General features: G+C 73.0%; 11 protein-coding genes. 8 read left to right on the top strand and 3 right to left on the bottom strand.

Translation table 11 applies throughout. The features are described 5' to 3' along the window. Positions 1 to 32: 32 nt before the first annotated feature. Complete coding sequence (locus IMZ35_RS20735) at positions 33 to 2690, top strand: glycoside hydrolase family 3 protein (RefSeq protein ID WP_199442789.1); 2658 nt, start codon at positions 33 to 35, stop codon at positions 2688 to 2690. Between the two features lie 184 nt (positions 2691 to 2874). On the opposite strand, the gene IMZ35_RS20740 is transcribed toward IMZ35_RS20735, so the two are convergent. Further along, the gene (locus IMZ35_RS20740; protein WP_199442790.1) at positions 2875 to 3576 is read right to left on the bottom strand and encodes a TetR/AcrR family transcriptional regulator; all 702 of its coding nucleotides are present in this window, start codon (positions 3574 to 3576) and stop codon (positions 2875 to 2877) included. Positions 3577 to 3745: 169 nt separating this feature from the next. On the opposite strand from IMZ35_RS20740, the gene IMZ35_RS20745 reads away from it, so the two are divergent. The 3 genes from IMZ35_RS20745 to IMZ35_RS20755 all read left to right on the top strand — a co-directional run bounded on the left by IMZ35_RS20745 (position 3746) and on the right by IMZ35_RS20755 (position 8400). Continuing rightward, positions 3746 to 6880, top strand: a complete 3135-nt coding sequence (locus IMZ35_RS20745) for an AfsR/SARP family transcriptional regulator (protein ID WP_199442791.1) — start codon at positions 3746 to 3748, stop codon at positions 6878 to 6880. Between the two features lie 279 nt (positions 6881 to 7159). Then, positions 7160 to 7780, top strand: a complete 621-nt coding sequence (locus IMZ35_RS20750; RefSeq protein ID WP_199442792.1) for an L-threonylcarbamoyladenylate synthase — start codon at positions 7160 to 7162, stop codon at positions 7778 to 7780. A 92-nt stretch (positions 7781 to 7872) separates the two neighbouring features. After that, complete coding sequence (locus tag IMZ35_RS20755) at positions 7873 to 8400, top strand: hypothetical protein (RefSeq protein WP_199442793.1); 528 nt, start codon at positions 7873 to 7875, stop codon at positions 8398 to 8400. Between the two features lie 59 nt (positions 8401 to 8459). Here IMZ35_RS20755 and IMZ35_RS20760 read toward each other — a convergent pair whose 3' ends face one another. Both IMZ35_RS20760 and IMZ35_RS20765 read right to left on the bottom strand, forming a co-directional pair. Further along, on the bottom strand, positions 8460 to 10586 hold the full coding sequence (locus tag IMZ35_RS20760; RefSeq protein ID WP_199442794.1) for a putative bifunctional diguanylate cyclase/phosphodiesterase: 2127 nt from the start codon (positions 10584 to 10586) through the stop codon (positions 8460 to 8462). 147 nt (positions 10587 to 10733) lie between these two features. Further along, on the bottom strand, positions 10734 to 11552 hold the full coding sequence (locus IMZ35_RS20765; RefSeq protein WP_199442795.1) for an SAM-dependent methyltransferase: 819 nt from the start codon (positions 11550 to 11552) through the stop codon (positions 10734 to 10736). Positions 11553 to 11819: 267 nt separating this feature from the next. On the opposite strand from IMZ35_RS20765, the gene IMZ35_RS20770 reads away from it, so the two are divergent. From IMZ35_RS20770 to IMZ35_RS20785, 4 genes are all read left to right on the top strand, one after another. After that, a complete protein-coding gene (locus IMZ35_RS20770) occupies positions 11820 to 13145 on the top strand; it encodes a cytochrome P450 (protein ID WP_199442796.1) in 1326 nt (441 codons plus the stop codon). A gap of 12 nt (positions 13146 to 13157) precedes the next feature. Further along, a complete protein-coding gene (locus IMZ35_RS20775) occupies positions 13158 to 14171 on the top strand; it encodes an alpha/beta fold hydrolase (protein WP_307868501.1) in 1014 nt (337 codons plus the stop codon). A 90-nt stretch (positions 14172 to 14261) separates the two neighbouring features. Then, positions 14262 to 14864, top strand: coding sequence for a helix-turn-helix domain-containing protein (locus tag IMZ35_RS20780; protein WP_199442797.1), 603 nt, complete (start codon positions 14262 to 14264; stop codon positions 14862 to 14864). Between the two features lie 122 nt (positions 14865 to 14986). Continuing rightward, positions 14987 to 16384, top strand: a complete 1398-nt coding sequence (locus tag IMZ35_RS20785; RefSeq protein ID WP_199442798.1) for an FAD-dependent oxidoreductase — start codon at positions 14987 to 14989, stop codon at positions 16382 to 16384. Positions 16385 to 16527: the final 143 nt, after the last annotated feature.

Raw genomic sequence — 16527 nt, forward strand, 5'->3', positions numbered from 1 at the left:
TGCGTCAGGCGCACCACGAGAACGGACCGTTGATGAGCAGATCCTCCGCTCGACCGCCCGCGCGCCGCCGCGCGCTCGCGGCACTGGCGAGCGTCGCCCTGCTGGCGGGGCTGACGGGCGGGACTCCCGCCGCGACCGCCGACCCGAAGCACTCCCGGCAGCCGGTGATCGGCAAGCCCGCTGTGGACTCCCACGGCTGCGCGCGCATCGAGAACAAGCTCCCCACCCTGTCGGAGTGGCCGAAGGTCGACAGCAGGATCGACCGCAGCCCGTCCGACGAGCGACGCGTCAGCGCGATGGTGGCGGGCATGACCCTGGCCGAGAAGATCGGTCAGATGACGCAGCCCGAGATCGCCGCGATCACCCCGGACGAGGTGAAGCAGTACGCCATCGGCTCCGTGCTCAACGGCGGCGGGTCGTGGCCGAACAAGGACAAGCACGCCTCTCCGCAGGCGTGGCTGGAGCTCGCCGACGCCTACTGGCAGGCGTCCGTGGACACCCGCACGAAGGTCCCCGTCATCTGGGGCATCGACGCCGTGCACGGCAACAACAACGTCTACGGCGCGACGATCTTCCCGCACAACATCGGCCTGGGCGCGGCGAAGGACCCCTGCCTGGTCCGCGACATCAGCGAGGCGACGGCGAAGCAGATCCGCGCGACCGGCCAGGACTGGGCGTTCGCCCCGACCCTCGCCGTCGTGCGCGACGACCGCTGGGGCCGCACCTACGAGGGCTACTCCGAGGACCCGCGCATCACCCGCGCCTACGGCTACGAGGCCGTGCGGGGTCTCCAGGGCGGCGGTTCCCGGCGTCTGGACGACGACGGCGTGCTCGCGACCGCCAAGCACTTCATCGGTGACGGCGGCACGATCAAGGGCCTCGACCAGGGCGTGACCCCGTCCTCCGAGGCCGAGATGATCAACTTGCACGGTCAGGGCTACTACGGCGCGCTCGCCGCGGGCGCGCAGACCGTGATGGCGTCGTTCAACAGCTGGACCAACGAGGAACTCGGCATCACCGAGGGCAAGCTGCACGGCAGCAAGAAGGCGCTCGACGAGATCCTGAAGCGCAAGATGGGCTTCGACGGGGTCGTGGTGTCCGACTGGAACGGCATCGGCCAGGTCCAGGGGTGCACGAACTCCAGCTGCGCGCAGGCGATCAACGCGGGCATCGACGTCGTGATGGTGCCGAACGACTGGAAGGCGTTCATCGCCAACACCACCGCGCAGGTCGAGAGCGGCGAGATCCCGATGTCCCGCATCGACGACGCGGTGACGCGCATCCTGCGCGTCAAGCTGCGCGCCGGGATCTTCGACGCCCCGAAGCCGTCGCAGCGCGACCACGCCGGGTCGCAGCGGGCGCTGGAGGCGCGCGAACTGGCGCGCAAGGCCGTCCGCGAGTCCCAGGTCCTGCTGAAGAACGAGAAGCGGGTCCTGCCGCTGTCGCCGCGCTCGAAGGTCCTCGTCGTCGGCAAGAGCGCCGACAGCATGCAGAACCAGACCGGCGGCTGGACGCTGAGCTGGCAGGGCACCGGCAACACCAACGCGGACTTCCCCAACGGCACGACCGTCCTCGGTGGCCTGAAGGAGGCCCTCGGCGAGGCGAACGTGACGTTCAGCGAGACCGCCGAGGGCGTCGACCCGGCCGCCTACGACGCCGTGATCGCCGTCATCGGCGAGACGCCGTACGCGGAGGGCGTCGGCGACCTGACCCGCAAGACGCTGGAGCACGCCAAGCTCTACCCGGCCGACCTCGCGGTGCTGGACCGGGTCAGCGGCAAGGGCGCCCCGGTGGTGACCGTGTACGTCGGCGGTCGCCCGATGTGGGTCAACAAGGAGCTCAACCGCTCCGACGCGTTCGTGGCGGCGTGGCTGCCCGGCACCGAGGGCGGTGGCGTGACCGACCTGCTGGTGCGGGGCCGCCACACCGGTCGCGGCTACACCGGCGTCCTGTCGTACTCCTGGCCGCGCGAGGCGTGCCAGACGCCGCTGAACCCCGGCGCCGAGGGCTACGACCCGCTGTTCGCGCTGGGCTACGGCCTGCGCAACGGCCAGACCGGCGAGGTCGGCCGGCTCGACGAGACGTCGCCGGAGTTCGGCTGCGGCGGAACGGGCGGCGGTGGTGACGCCACCGAGCCGCTGGAGATCTTCAACCGCACCGACGCGGCTCCCTACAAGAGCTTCATCGGTTCGGCGGAGAACTGGGGCGGCACCGAGATCGGCGCGGACGGCACCGCCTCCCACGCCGAGATCGACGTCGTGCAGTCCGACGTCACCGTCCAGCAGGACGGCCTGAGGGGCACGTGGACCGGCACCGGGCCCGCGCAGCTCTACCTCCAGGACCCGGCGGGCGGCAGCGACCTGCGCGGCTACCTCAACACGAACAGCGCGCTGGTGTTCGACACGATCGTCCACCAGGCGCCGACGTCGAACACCGTGATCAGCACGCACTGCACCTACCCGTGCTTCGCCGAGGTGCAGGCGAACTCGCTGTTCAAGGGGATGGAGCCGGGGGTCAGGACGACGGTGAAGATCCCGGTCTCGTGCTTCGCGAGCCTGGACTTCGAGGCGGTCAACACGCCGTTCCTGGTCTACACCGACGGCCCGTTCTCCGCGTCGTTCGCGAACGTGCGGTGGGTGCCGCAGGCCGCGGGTGACGCCGACGCGAAGAAGTGCGCCGATCTGACCTAGATCGGCCGGACCACGCCGCGGAGGGCCGCGGGGGCGCACACCGCCCCCGCGGCCCTCCGTGCTTCACCGGGACACCCGTTCCGGCCGCGGTCGGAGAGCCGTGCCTCCCGGACGCCGCAGGCGGACGTGGTGCGCGACGAGGACCGGGCCGTGCTCCTCGCGACGCCCTCCGGCGCGACGGCGCTCAGCCCGCAGTCGGCGCGTCGGACAACCTGGTCAGCCACTCGCGCAGCAGCGCGGCCTCGGCCGCGGTCAGCGACGGCGCGGGGTCGCGGCCCAGCAGCGCGGCGAGCCGGGCCGCCGACGACGCGACGCTCCCCGCGCCGGCGGGCGGCTCCGGGACGTCGGGCACGAGCACCCGCGCGTGGATCGCGTCGCGCACGCGGTGGGACAGGCCGGGGTCGACGTAGGTCTCCGGCCTGGTCACCAGCATCAGACCGATGCCGACGGTGGCCGACATGATCATCTGGGCCGCCGCGTCCGGTGAGATCCGCAGCCGACCGGCCGCCGCCGCGCGTTCGAGGTCGGCGGTGAGGATGCGGTGCGCCTCGGCGGCCGACGCGGGGACGGCGCGCATGGCGGGCGAGTGCATGAGCCGGTAGAGGTTGGGGTTGGCCACGGCGAAGGCCACGTGGGTGTCCCACCCGGCGCGCAGGTCCTCCACGGGGTCGGTGGACCCCGCGCGGTCGCGCTTGGTGGCGAGGTAGCGGTCGAAGCCCCGGTCGACGACGGCCGCCAGCAGCCCCTCCTTGTCCCCGAACTGCCGGTACAGCACGGGTGCGCCGACCCCGGCCGCCTCGCACACCGCCCTGGTGGAGATGTCCGCGTTCGGCGATCGGGCGAGCAGGTCGGCCGCGACGTCGAGGATCTTCTCCCGCACACTCATGCGAGAAATGCTAACAGATCACTGTTAACAGCGTTAGCGGAAGCGGATCGAGCCCCGCCCGGGCGCGCGCGACCGGTCGCGGTGCGGTCCGCGCAGGTCCCCGCGCCGTCTCGCCACGTGCCCTGGAATCGATAGGGTCGAACGGATCGGCAGGCGATGGGGAGTGTGCGTGACGCAGCAGTGGGAGTTCTCCGTCCTCGGCGCGCTGGAGGTCCGCTCCGGGGGCGAGGTCGTCGCACTGCGATCGGTCAAGCAGCGGGTGCTGCTCTCCTCCCTGCTGCTGCGGGTGAACCGACCCGTGCCCGCCGACGAGCTGATCGACCACCTGTGGGGCGACGACCCGCCGGGCGGCGCGCGCTCCACGCTCCAGACCTACGTGATGCGCCTGCGCGCGGCCCTGCGCGAACCGAACGACCCGCCGCTGGTGCGCACCGAGCCCGGCGGCTACGCGATCCACCTCGCCCCCGAGCAGCTCGACCTGACCCGCTTCCAGCACCTGCTCGCCGAGGCCGGTGCCGCGCGGCGGGCCGACGACCTCGCGGGCGAGGCCGCGCTGCTGACCGAGGCGCTGAGGCTGTGGCGCGGCCCGGCGTTCGCGGACGTGCGCTCCCGCGGCATCCAGTACGGCACGGCGCTCGCGCTGACCGAGCAGCGCTGGGAGGTCGTCGCCCGGCGCAACGACGTGCTGCTGCGGCTGGGCGAGCACGAGCGGCTCGTCGGCGAGCTGCACGCGCTGGTCGCCGAGCAGCCGTTGCGGGAGCGGTTCTGGGCGCAGCTCGTGCGCGCCCTGCACGCCGACGGCCAGCAGGCGCAGGCGCTGGCGGTGTACCGGCGGGCGAGCGCGGTCCTCGCCGAGGAGCTGGGCGTCGACCCCAACGAGGAGCTGCGCGAACTCCACCGGCTCGTCCTCGCCGCGTCGACCGCTCCCCCGGTCGCCGCGACCGCCCCAACGGACACCGGCACAGCGGACATCAGCACAGCGGACACCAGCGCGGCGGACACCGTGCCCACCGCGGCGCACTGCCGCCTGCCGCCCGCGCTGCCCGAGCTGGCCGGGCGGGACGACGAGGTGCGGGCGCTGAGCCGCGATCTGCGCGGCACCGCCACCGGCAGCCGGGCGTGGGTGATCACCGGGGCCGGTGGCGTGGGCAAGACGAGTCTCACGCTGCACGTGGCGCACCTCGTGCGCGGCGGATACCCCGACGGTCAGCTCTACCTGAACCTGCGCGGCACCGACCAGGAGCCGGTCGACGCCGCGACGGCCCTGGACCGGCTGCTGCGCGGTCTGGGCGTCGTCCCGGCGGCGATCCCCGCGTCCCTGGAGGACCGGATCGACCTGTACCTGGGGCGGCTGACCGACCAGCGCGTGCTGATCGTGCTCGACAACGCCGCCGGCGAGGCGCAGGTGCGCCCGCTGCTTCCCGGCACGTCCGCCACGGCCGTCCTGGTGACCAGCCGCGTCGCACTGGCGGGACTGGAGACCGCCCGCGTGGTGTCCCTGGACGTGCTGCCTCCCGCCGACGCGCTGGCGCTGCTGGACGGGGCGCTCGGCGCGCAGCGGGTCGCCGCCGAACGCGCCGCCGCCGCGGACATCGTGCGCTACTGCGGCGGTCTGCCGCTCGCGCTGCGCGTCGCGGCGGCCCGCCTGGTCGCCCGGCCGCACTGGCGGCTCTCCGAGCTCGCCGACCGGCTGTCCGACGAGCGGCGCCGGTTCGACGAGCTGAGCCTGGGCGACCTCGACGTGCGCGCCAGCCTCGCGTGCAGCTACGACGGGCTGGACGAGCTGCACCGGCGGGCGTTCCGGTCGCTGGCGCTGCTCGACGTGCCGGACTTCCCGGCCTGGGTGGCCGCGCCGCTGCTGGACGTCGGCGTGGACCGCGCCGAGGACGTGGTGGAGTCCCTGGTGGACGCGCGGCTGGTCGAGTTCGTCGGCCGGGACGCGCTGGGACGCTCCCGGTACCGGCTGCACGACCTGCTCCGGACGTTCGGCAGGGAGGCCGCGAGCGAGGACGACGTGCGAGCGCTGCGGGCCCTGGTCGACCTGTGGCTCGCCCTGGCCCGCGCGGCCGACCGGGAGCTGCCGCACCAGGGGGTGCGCCCGCTCCCGGCCGACCGCGCGCCCGGTCCTCTCGCGACCGAACTGGCGTCCCGGCTGCTGGGCGACGCGGCGACGTGGTTCGACGTGGAGTGGCCGAACGTGCGCGCCACGGCCGACCAGGCCGCGGCGCTGGGGCTCGACGAGCAGGTCTGGTGGCTCGCGGCGTCCTCCGCCGCGTTCTGCGACCTGCGCGCCCGCTTCGACGACTGGGAGCAGATCAACCGGCTGGGCCTGGCACGGGTGGCTGAGCTGGACGGCACAGACGGCACAGACGGCACGGACGGCACGGACGGCACGGTGCGGTGGGCGGAGGCGGTCCTCGTGCAGCAGCGCGGCCTCCTGCGCTGCCGTCAGCACCGCTTCGCCGACGCGGAGGCCGACTTCGACCGGGCCCGCGTCGGCTTCGAGCGCACCGGTGACGCGCAGGGCATCGGCTACTCCTGGCACGGTCTCGGCTGGATGCACGAGTGGAGCGGCGACGTCGTGCGCGCCCGCGAGTGCCACCAGCGGGCGATGACGCGCTTCCGGGCCGTGGGCGACGGGCACGGCGAGGTCGAGGTCCTGTGCTCGCTCGGCGCGATCGGGCGGCGCGCGGGCGACCTGGCCGCCGCCGGTGAGCACCTGGCCGCCGCCGTCGCCCTGGCGCACGAGCTGGGCGACGACCTGAGCGTCCTCGGCGCGTCGTGGGAGCTGGGCAGGTTGGCGCTGGCCCTCGGCGACCTGGTGCGCGCCGAGGAGCTGCTGCGGACGAGCCTGAGCACCGCCGTGCGGCTGGGTGATCCCGACCTGGCTGCGCACATCCGGCTCTCGCTGGCGGAGACGCTGCTCGACGACGACCGGCTCGACGCCGCGCACCACGAGGTGCGGCGGGCACTGGTGTTCTTCGAGGAGCGCGACGACCGCACCGGCCTGGTGCTGGCGTGGCGGTTGATCAGCCGCCTGCACCTGTCCACCGGCGACACCGACGCCGCGCTGGAGGTGGCGCGGCGCGCGCTCGCCGCGGCGCGCACGCTGTCCGTGCCCCGGCAGCACGGCATCGCGCTGCGCCAGCTCGCCGAGGTGCACGCCGCGCGGGGCGAGACGGCCGAGGCGCTGCGCCACCGCGAGCACGCCGCGGAGCGGTTGCGCGCGGCCGGGCTGCACGCCGAGGCCGACGCCCTGGAGTTCGACCAGTCGCGCCCCGGTGTCCCGTCCCCCGCGGAGTAGGACGGAACACCCCCAGCACCGCCACGGTCCACCCCGCACAACGCCCACCGTCCCGACCGAACGGTCCCAGGAGTCCACAGCTCGGCTCGCCGTGCCCGAGAGCTCAACTCGCGGTGCCCGAACGCTCAACTCGCGGTGCCTGAACGCTCAACTCGCGCCGGGTGGTGGGTGAGGGGCGGCGAGGCGGGAAACGGCTGGATCAGAGCACCCGAACCTCCGTCTCGGGAGAGCGGCGATCCGACACGGCACGTCCAGCACGCACCCCATAAGCTGCCCCGCATGGCGAGGTACTTCGACGTGCACCCGGTCAACCCGCAGCGGCGAGCGGTCGACCAGGTCGTCGACCTGCTGCGGTCGGACGGCCTGATCGCCTACCCGACGGACTCCTGCTACGCGCTGGGGTGCCGCATCGGCAACCGGGACGGCATCGACCGCATCAGGGAGATCCGGCACCTGGACGAGCGGCACCACTTCACGCTCGTGTGCCAGGACTTCGCCCAGCTCGGGCAGTTCGTGCACGTGGACAACACGATGTTCCGCACGATCAAGGCGTCGACGCCGGGTAGCTACACGTTCATCCTGCCCGCGACGAAGGAGGTGCCGCGCCGGCTGCTGCACCCGAAGAAGAAGACGGTGGGCGTGCGCATCCCCGACCACGTCGTCGCCCAGGCGCTGCTGAGCGAGCTGGGCGAGCCGCTGCTGTCGAGCACGCTGCTGCTGCCCGACCAGGAGGAGCCGATGGTCCAGGGCTGGGAGATCAAGGAGCGGCTCGACAACGCGGTCGACGCGGTGATCGACTCGGGCGAGTGCGGCACGGTCCCGACGACGGTCATCGACTTCTCGCAGGGTGAGCCGGAGATCGTCCGGTACGGCGCGGGCGACGTCTCGCGCTTCGAGTAGTCGGCGGCGCGGCGGGGTTCCGCGGTTGTTTGAGCGGCCCGCAACCGGGGCAGCCGTGGAGCGTCCGCGCCCCCGTCCGCACTGGAGTGACCGTGCCGCAGTCCGCTCTGCCCGCGACCGGAACCGAGTTCGTCCTGCGCTGCCACGCGCCGGAGACCGCTGTGACCGTGCGCGCCAAGCCGGTGCTGGTCGACTTCACCGGTGAGTGCACCGTGCAGGTGCGGGAGCGCTCCGGCGACGGCGGCACGGCCGTGGAGCTGCGCGTGCTCGCGCTGTCCCTCTCCGCCGAACTGCCCGACGCGGGCGGCTCGGAGGACGGCGGCACCGTCGTGCTGGAGCAGGACGACACGTCCGGCGGGGACTCCGGCACCGTGCGGCTCGTGGGCGACCGCTACGAGGTGCGCCTGGTGACCGGCCTGGCGATGACGCTGCGCCAGCCCGGTGGCACGGTGCGGCTGACCGCGCGGGGACCGGTTGAGCTGACCGCCGACGCGGCGCACTTCCCGCCGCGCGCGGACGGTCTCGCGCTCACCGAGCCGGTCCGCTTCGTGCTGGGGGACAACGACGACGTCACCCCGGCGCAGATCGACGAGCTGGTCGTTCGCCTCGACGAGGTCTGACCGGCCCTCGGCGTCCCGGTCCGGCGCCAACGGGACCCGCCGTGGGGCGTCGCTCCGCGTCAGGGGTGGGCGGCGGCGTGCGCGAGGACGTCGCCCGGCGGGAGGGCGGTGCCGAAGAGATCGCCCGTGGCCGTGTGCGCTCCGGCCGCGCGCCACCGCCGCGCCCGCTGCGGCGTGTCGACGCCGTCCACGACGACGGTCGCGCCGGTCGCCAGGACCAGGGGAAGCAGCGCGTCGACGGACGCCGCCTCCGAGGAGACGCGGCGCTCGACGAGGCCGCGCGCCAGCCGCACGGCGTTCACCGGCAGGCGTTCCAGCGCCGCCAGGTCACCGGGCCCGAGGCCGAAGCCGTCGAGCGCCGTGGAGATCCCCATGTCGGCGAGGACCGCGAGGTTGTCGACCGCCTCGGCCTCGGGCAGCACCTCGGAGGGCATTCCGATCATGAGCCGGTCCGGGGGCAGACCGGTCTCGCGGAGCACCCGGACCAGGCGGGAGACCAGGTCCGCGTCGGTGGCCTGGTGCGCGGTCAGGCCGACGGTCAGCGGGAGGTCGACGCCTCGCGCGCGCCACCACTGCGCCTGCCCTCCGGCGATGCGCAGCACGGACTCCCCGAGCGGGAGGATCAGCCCGGTCCGCTCGGCCAGCTCCACGCACCGGTCGTGCGGCAGCGGGTCGGACCCGGGACGGCTCCACCGCAGCACCGCCTCCACGCCAGCGGTCGCGCCGTCGGCCAGGCGCACCACCGGCCGGTAGAGCACGTCGATCTCGCCGTCCTCCCACGCGCCGGGCATCGCGGCGGCGAGCGCGTGGCGGCGGCGGTCCTCGGCGTCCTGGTCCGGGTGGAACAGCTCCCACTGCCCGCGGCGTCCCGTCTTGGCCCGGCGCAGCGCCACGTCGGCGGCGCGCAGCAGCTCGTCGGGGTCGACGTCGCGCGCGGGCCGGTGCACGACGCCGACGCTGACGGACGGCGCCAGGCCGACGTCGTCGACGTAGAACGGTTGCGCGAGTTCCTCGTTGACGGCAGCCACGATCGTGGCGACGTCCGGCGTGGTGGCGCTGTTCTCGACCAGGACGGCGAACTCGTCGCCGTCGAACCGGGCGACCATGGCGCGCTCGTCGGCGACGACGGTCCTCAGCACGTTCCCGACGTGGACCAGCAGCCGCTCGGCCGCACGTCTGCCGAGACCGTTGCGGACCACGCCGAACGCGTCGACGTCCAGGTGGAACAGGGTCACGCCGTGCGCGGGGTCGGCGCGGCGCAGCGCGCTCTCCAGGTTGGTGCTGAAGAACTGGCGGTTCGGCAGCCCGGTCAGCACGTCGTGCAGCGCCTGGCGGTTCAGCTCGCCCTGCAGCAGCACGAGTTCGGTGCCGTCCTCGACCACCGCGACGAAGTTGCCCGGCCGCTCGTCGGCGCCGCGCAGCAGCGACGCGGTCAGCGAGACGCGCGCGACGTCGCCGTCGTCGCGCAGCAGCCGCTGCGACTGCCGGATGCGCTCCTCGGTGCCGTCGAGCAGGGTCCGCAGCCCGTCGCGCAGGACGGCGGCGAGGTCCGGGTGCACCAGGTCGACCAGCGGGGTGCCGGTGAGGTCCTCCGCCGAGCGCCCGAGCATGTCGCCGATGGCGGCGTTGACCCGCACGATGCGCCCGTCCACGTCGGTGATCACGACGCCGCTGGTGGACGACGTGATCACCTCGTCGAAGCGCGCCTCGCTCTCCCCGAGCCTCCACCTGGCGTCCCGGACGGCCTTGAGCAGGGACTGCTGGAGGCTCTCCTGCTGGTCGAGGACGGCGTTCTGGTTCGCGGTGACGAAACCGCACGCCAGAGCGCCCAGTCCGAGCACGATCCGCTCGGCGAACCGCTCGACCGGCTGGAACTCCGGCAGCGCGAGCAGACCACGGCCGAGCACGGTCCCGGTGCAGCGCAGGCCGGCCTCGCCGACGTTCCCCAGCGCCACCAGCCGTTCACCGACCCGCTCGCACCGCCGCGCGTCGAGCTGCTCGCCGTGCAGCGACTCGCACAGGACGTCGAGCTGGCCGGTGAGTTCGCGGTCGAGCTCCTCGGTGCTCAGCGGAACGACCACGACACCGCTGAGCAGGTAGGCCCACTTGCGGGCGAGCGCGGCGCGGCGGCGAGCGCCGTCGCCGGGGGACGGCGTGGTGTCCCGTCGAGGGTGGGAATTCGACATCCGTGCCGCCTGCCGTGGTCAGAAGAGTGCGCGGCAGCTTATCCACCAGCGGCCTCCGCACGCTCCGCTGTCCGTGTGAAAGAACCGCCGTGGTCGATCGTCGGGAACCGCCGGAAAGGCCGTCGTCCCCCGCACCGGCTGTGCCGGCTACGGTTTGCACCCCACACCCGCGTAGACCAGCATGTTCATGCTCGGCGAATCGGATATGTCGCCCGGTCCGCGGGGCCTCCACTCGCCACATCCGACCAGTCCGGGTTCGACCAGTTCGCACTCCCCGAACAGCGCCGATATCTGCGCGTGCGTCCGCAAGGTCACCTGATCGGGGCTCTTGCTCCGCTCGATCACGTCCGTCGCGCGCGTGAGCTTCTCGTCCTGGTGATCACCGGAGACGTGCGTGATCGCGACGCAGCTCCCGCTGGGCACCGCGTCGAGGTAGCGGGCCACCAGTCCGGCCGGATCGGAGTCGTCCGGGACCCAGTGCAGCATCAGCAGCATCAGCAGCCCGACCGGTTCGTCGAGGTCCAGCAGGCTCTTCACCTCCGGACTGCTCAGGATCTCCTCGGGGTGCCGCATGTCGGCGCGGACGACCGCCGCCCGGTCGTTGCCCGTCAGCATCAGCTCGCTGTGCGCGACCGCCACCGGGTCCCGGTCGACGTACACGACGCGGCACTCCGGGTCCTCGGCCTGGGCGACCTGGTGCACGTTGGACACGGTGGGGATGCCCGAGCCGAGGTCGAGGAACTGGCGGACGCCCCGGTCCGTCATGAAGCGCACCACCCGCCCGAGGAACGCCCGGTTCACCCGTGCCGCGTGCCGCAGACCGGGCATGGCCCGCTCGATCTGGAGGCCCACCTCGCGGTCGACCGCGAAGTTGTGGCCGCCGCCGAGCATGAAGTCGTACGTGCGCGCCATGCTCGGCACCGAGATGTCGACGCTCTGCGGAACCCAGTCCCGTTCTCTCACCACGACCCACCTCACTCGTCCGGTCGAGCGAGCAGGGTAGTGCGTTGATCGATCAAGTTCATCGAGTCGAACGGACACCGCAATTCACCCCCGTCCCGGTCTTCCACGCGCGGCGGAATATTTTCCACGATCACCGGTAATCTGTGTCGACGACTTCTCCAGAGCAACAACACACCACCCCTTCGGGTGATGTCACGTTCCACCGAACGGCACCTAGGGTGGGCCGTCGCCTTCACCCCGTCCCCCTTCGGCGCCCCCTCGGGAGTTCGGATGTCCGTTCCGGTCGCTCCTCGTCGCTGGCCCTTCCTCGGGCACACGCCGTCCATGCTGCGGAAACGTTTCGAGTTCACCTCGTCGCTGCGCGACCGCGGCGAGATCGTGAAGGTCTACCTCGGTCCGAAACCGGCGTACTTCGTGACCAGTCCGCGACTGGTCCACCGCGTTCTGGTGACCGAGGGCGCGCATTTTCGCAAGGGGGCGATGTTCGACAAGTTCCGGCCCTACCTCGGCGAGGGGCTCCTGCTGTCCGACGGCGCGTTCCACCGGCGTCAGCGGCGGTTGATCCAGCCCGCCTTCCACCGCGACCGCATCGCCCGCTACGCGGAGACGATGGCGGCGGCGGCGGAGGAGCTGGTCGCGCCGTGGCGTCCCGGCGAGGTGCGCGTCGTGGACGAGGACGCGCAGAGCCTCGCGGTCACCGTCGTCGGCCGGGCCCTGTTCTCCACCGCGATGGGCGAGCGCGTGATCGAGGAGGTGCGCCGGTCCGTCTTCGTGGTGATCAAGCAGGGCATGGTCCGCGCGCTGTCCCCGAACTTCGTGGAGAAGCTCCCCGTTCCGGGCAACCGCCGGTTCGACGAGGCGACAGCGCGGATGCGGGCCGTGGTGCTGGAGGTCATCGCGAGCTGGCGGGCCGGGGGCGTCGACCACGGCGACCTGCTGTCGACGCTGCTGCTGGCGCAGGACGAGGAGACCGGCGCCGGCATGACCGACCAGCAGACCTACGACGAGGTCCTCACCCTCCTCACCGCCGGGATCGAGACCACCGCCCTGGCGCTGGCGTGGGTCTTCCACGAGATCGGCCGCCACCCCGAGGTGGAGCGGCGGCTGCACGCCGAGGTCGACGAGGTGCTGGGCGGTCGTCCGGTCACCTTCGCCGACCTCCCGCGGCTGGTCTGGACGGCACGGGTCGTGAACGAGGTCCTGCGGACCTACCCGATCTGGATCCTGATGCGGCGGGCCACCGAGGAGGTCGTCCTCGACGGCGTGCGGCTCGCGCCCGGCACCGAGGTGATCGTCAGCCCGCACGCGCTGCACTTCGACCCGCGCTCCTTCGACGACCCCGGCCGGTTCGACCCCGACCGCTGGTCGCCCGAGCGCGCCGCCACCGTGCCGCGGGGCGCGTTCGTCCCGTTCGGCGCCGGCGCGCGCCAGTGCGTCGGCAACGTGTTCGCCCAGACCGAGCTCGTCATCGCGGTGGCCACCGTGGCCGCGCGCTGGCGGCTGGTCCCCGTGCCCGACGAGCCCGTGCGGGTGCGGTTCACGTCCGCCCCCTACCCCGGCCGCATGCCCATGACGGCCGTTCCCCGACACCCCTAGGAGTCGTTCCCCGTGCGTTGGTCCCGTTTCCGCCGGTTCTGCGCCACCGCGCTGCTCGCCGCCGGAGTCTGTCTGCTGCCCACCCCCGTTCCAGCGGGCGCGGCACCGGTGACCTGTCAGGACCTGCGCGTGCCCGTCACGATCGCCGGAACCGCGCAGACCGTGCACGGCACGCTGTGCACGCCGCGGGGGGCGAAGACCGTCCAGGTCCTCGTGCCCGGTGGGACGTACAACAGCTCCTACTGGGACATCAGCTTCACCCCCGAGGTCCGCTCGTTCCGGGCGGCGATGAACAAGGCGGGGTTCGCCACCCTCGCCGTGGACCGGCTCGGCACCGGCAGCAGCTCGAAGCCGCCGAGCGCCCTGCTGACCGCGACCACCCAGGCGCACGCGATGCACCAGGTGGTCGGGGCGGTCCGTCCGCAGTTCGAGAAGGTGATCATCGGCGGGCACTCCATCGGCGCCGCCATGGCCATGATCGAGGCGGGCACGTTCCACGACGTCGACGGCGTGCTCGTGACCGGGATGACCCACCGGATGAACCTGACGACCGTGCTGCCCGTCCTCGCGAACATGATCCCGGCCCCGCTCGACCCCAAGTTCCTCGGCCGGGGGCTCGACGTCGGCTACCTGACCACCGGTGGGGGCACCAGGTACTCGGCCTTCCACAGGCCGGGGCCGAACGTGCCGGGGGCGATCTCGTGGGACGAGTCCACGAAGGACGTCTTCGCCGCCACCGAGTCGGTGGACACCCTGGTGCTCACGAACGCGCTGATCCCCGCCACCAGGCTGATCGACGTGCCGGTCCTGCTCGTCGTGGGCGACGACACGCACTTCTGCGGGCCGCCGCTGGGCAGCGACTGCTCGTCGGCGGAGGCGCTGCGCCGGTCGGAGGCCCCGTACTTCTCCGCCGCGGCCGAGCTGCGCACGCACGTCCTGCACGGCTACGGACACTCGATCAACTACGCGCCCAACGCCCCCCAGTACCACGGGGTCGTCGCGCAGTGGGCTGCCTCGCTCGGCTGACGCGCCCGGCCGGGCCGGGGGGCCGTTCCCGCGGGAGCGGCCCCCCGGCCTCGGGTGACGACTTGACAAGGTGTGTTGCCGGGGTGGCAAATGAGGGGTGTGGACGACGAGCCCGACGAACTGGACGGCGTGCTGAACGCGGTGGGACCGCGGCTGCGCTCCCTGCGGCAGCGGCGCGGGGCGACGCAGGCGCAGCTCTCCAGGGCGACCGGAATCTCGATCAGCACCCTGTCCCGGCTGGAGTCCGGGCAGCGGCGTCCCACCCTGGAACTCCTGCTCCTGCTGGCGCGCGCCCACCAGGTGCCGCTGGACGAGCTGATCGGATCGCCGGTCACCGGCGATCCGCGGGTGCACCCCAAGCCGGTCGTGCGCAACGGCGTGACCTTCCTGCCCCTGACCCGCCGGCCCGGCGGTCTCCAGGCGTACAAGCAGATCTTCCCGCCGCGGCCCTCCGCCGAACCGGCCCAGCAGGTCCACGAGGGCTACGAGTGGCTCTACGTGCTGTCGGGGCGGATGCGGCTGGTGCTGGGCGATCACGACGTGGTCCTGATGCCCGGCGAGGTGGCGGAGTTCGACACCCACGTTCCGCACTGGTTCAACAACCCCGGCCCCGGCCCCGCCGAGGTGCTGAGCCTCTACGGCCCGCAGGGCGAACGCCTGCACGTCCGCGCCCGCCCCGCGGGCTCCGGCTGACCGGACGGGCGCAACCCGGTCGGGCGATGAACGGGCGAACACGGCCGGATCGCCCGCGATCGGGACGCACCGGCTCGTACGGTGGTTCCTCCGCACCGACCGGCCACCCCCGGAGGACCGCCATGCCCGAATCCGCAGCCAGGACGTTCCACCGCCTCGGCACCACGGAGGCGCCGACGGACACGAGGAGGCTGTTCGGCACGGCCGTGGTGCTGGGCGGCAGCATCGCCGGACTGCTCGCCGCCAGGGTGCTCGCCGACCACGCCGAGCGGGTCGTCGTCGTCGAGCGCGACGAGATCACCGGCTCACCCGCGCCGCGTCCCGGCGTTCCGCAGTCCGCCCAGGTGCACACGCTGCTGCCCGGTGGCCGCAGACAGCTCGACCGCTGGTTCGACGGCTTCTCCCACGAGGCCGTCGCCGCGGGCGCCGTGCTGACCGGACCGGAGAACCTGCGGTCGTACTACAACGGCCGGTTGAAGGTGCGCACGCCGGACATCGACTTCCTGTCGAGCAGCAGGCCGTTCCTCGAAGCGCTGGTCCGCCGCCGCACGACGAGCCTGCCGAACGTCGTGCCGGTGCGCGGCCGGGCGCTCGGCGTCGACCTCGCGGACGGCCGGGCGACCGGCGTGCGCTACGAGACCCCCGAGGGGGAGACCGTGCTCCAGGACGCCGACTTCGTGGTGGACGCGATGGGCCGGTCGAGCAGGCTCGGCGACTGGCTGGCGTCCGCGGGCTGGCAGAAGCCGGAGATGCGGCGGATGAACATCGACATCAACTACACGACGGCTCGCTTCCAGCGGAAGGAGAGCACGCCGGGCGTGACCACGGCGCTCGCGTTCTGGGAGCTGGACCGGTTGCCCGCCGGGCTCGCCCCGGCCATGTGCAGCGCGATCGAGGACGACCAGTGGACGATCATGTTCGGCGGGTTCGGCGACGACAAGCCCGGTCGCACGCCCGAGGAGTTCCGCCGGATCTGCCGGGCGCTGCCGCAGGCGTTCGCCGACGCCGTCGAGGGCGAGATGATCGGCGAGATCCAGCCGTACAAGCAGGCGGACAGCAGGAGGAGGGACTACCACCTGCTCGACCGGTTCCCCGCGCGTCTGGTCGGCGTGGGCGACGCGGTGGCGGCGTTCAACCCGATCTACGGGCAGGGCATGTCCTCGGCCGCCCTGCACGCGTCCTGCCTGTCCGAGCACCTGCGGTCCACCCCCGACCTCTCCGCGCCGGCACGGCACTTCTTCGCGCTGCAACGGGTCGTCGTGGACGCCGCGTGGCAGACGTCGGCGACCCCGGACCTGGCGCTGCCGCACATCGACGGCCCGTACCCGCGCGGCTACCACCTGACCCGGTGGGTGACCACCCGGATGATCGACGCCACGGTGACCGACGTCGAGGTCTCCAGCCGGTTCAACGCGGTGACCGAGATGCGGACCCACCCGTCGACCCTGCTCACGCCGGGCGTGCTCGTGCGCACCCTCCGGGCCGGCCTCCGGGACCGCCGCACCGCGGCGCGGTCGTAGCGGCTGGACGCAGCACCTCCCGGAGACGACGTCCGTCTTCGACCAGGCCAGCCTGGTTGAAAACCATTGTCGTTGGGGGTTGATGTGCGAACACCGTTGGCACTGGTGGCGGGCCCGGCGGGCGACGCCGGTGCCGCCGTGGC

Origin of the sequence: Umezawaea beigongshangensis (assembly GCF_016464305.1) — a bacterium.
In the GTDB taxonomy this organism is placed as follows: domain Bacteria; phylum Actinomycetota; class Actinomycetes; order Mycobacteriales; family Pseudonocardiaceae; genus Umezawaea_A; species Umezawaea_A beigongshangensis.

What these genes read in the sequence shown, in the direction of transcription:
- IMZ35_RS20735 (WP_199442789.1), top strand. Translation starts at nt 33, where the DNA reads ATGAGCAGATCCTCCGCTCGACCGCCCGCGCGCCGCCGCGCGCTCGCG.
- IMZ35_RS20740 (WP_199442790.1), bottom strand. Translation starts at nt 3,576, where the DNA reads ATGAGTGTGCGGGAGAAGATCCTCGACGTCGCGGCCGACCTGCTCGCC.
- IMZ35_RS20750 (WP_199442792.1), top strand. Translation starts at nt 7,160, where the DNA reads ATGGCGAGGTACTTCGACGTGCACCCGGTCAACCCGCAGCGGCGAGCG.
- IMZ35_RS20760 (WP_199442794.1), bottom strand. Translation starts at nt 10,586, where the DNA reads ATGTCGAATTCCCACCCTCGACGGGACACCACGCCGTCCCCCGGCGAC.
- IMZ35_RS20770 (WP_199442796.1), top strand. Translation starts at nt 11,820, where the DNA reads ATGTCCGTTCCGGTCGCTCCTCGTCGCTGGCCCTTCCTCGGGCACACG.
- IMZ35_RS20780 (WP_199442797.1), top strand. Translation starts at nt 14,262, where the DNA reads ATGAGGGGTGTGGACGACGAGCCCGACGAACTGGACGGCGTGCTGAAC.
- IMZ35_RS20785 (WP_199442798.1), top strand. Translation starts at nt 14,987, where the DNA reads ATGCCCGAATCCGCAGCCAGGACGTTCCACCGCCTCGGCACCACGGAG.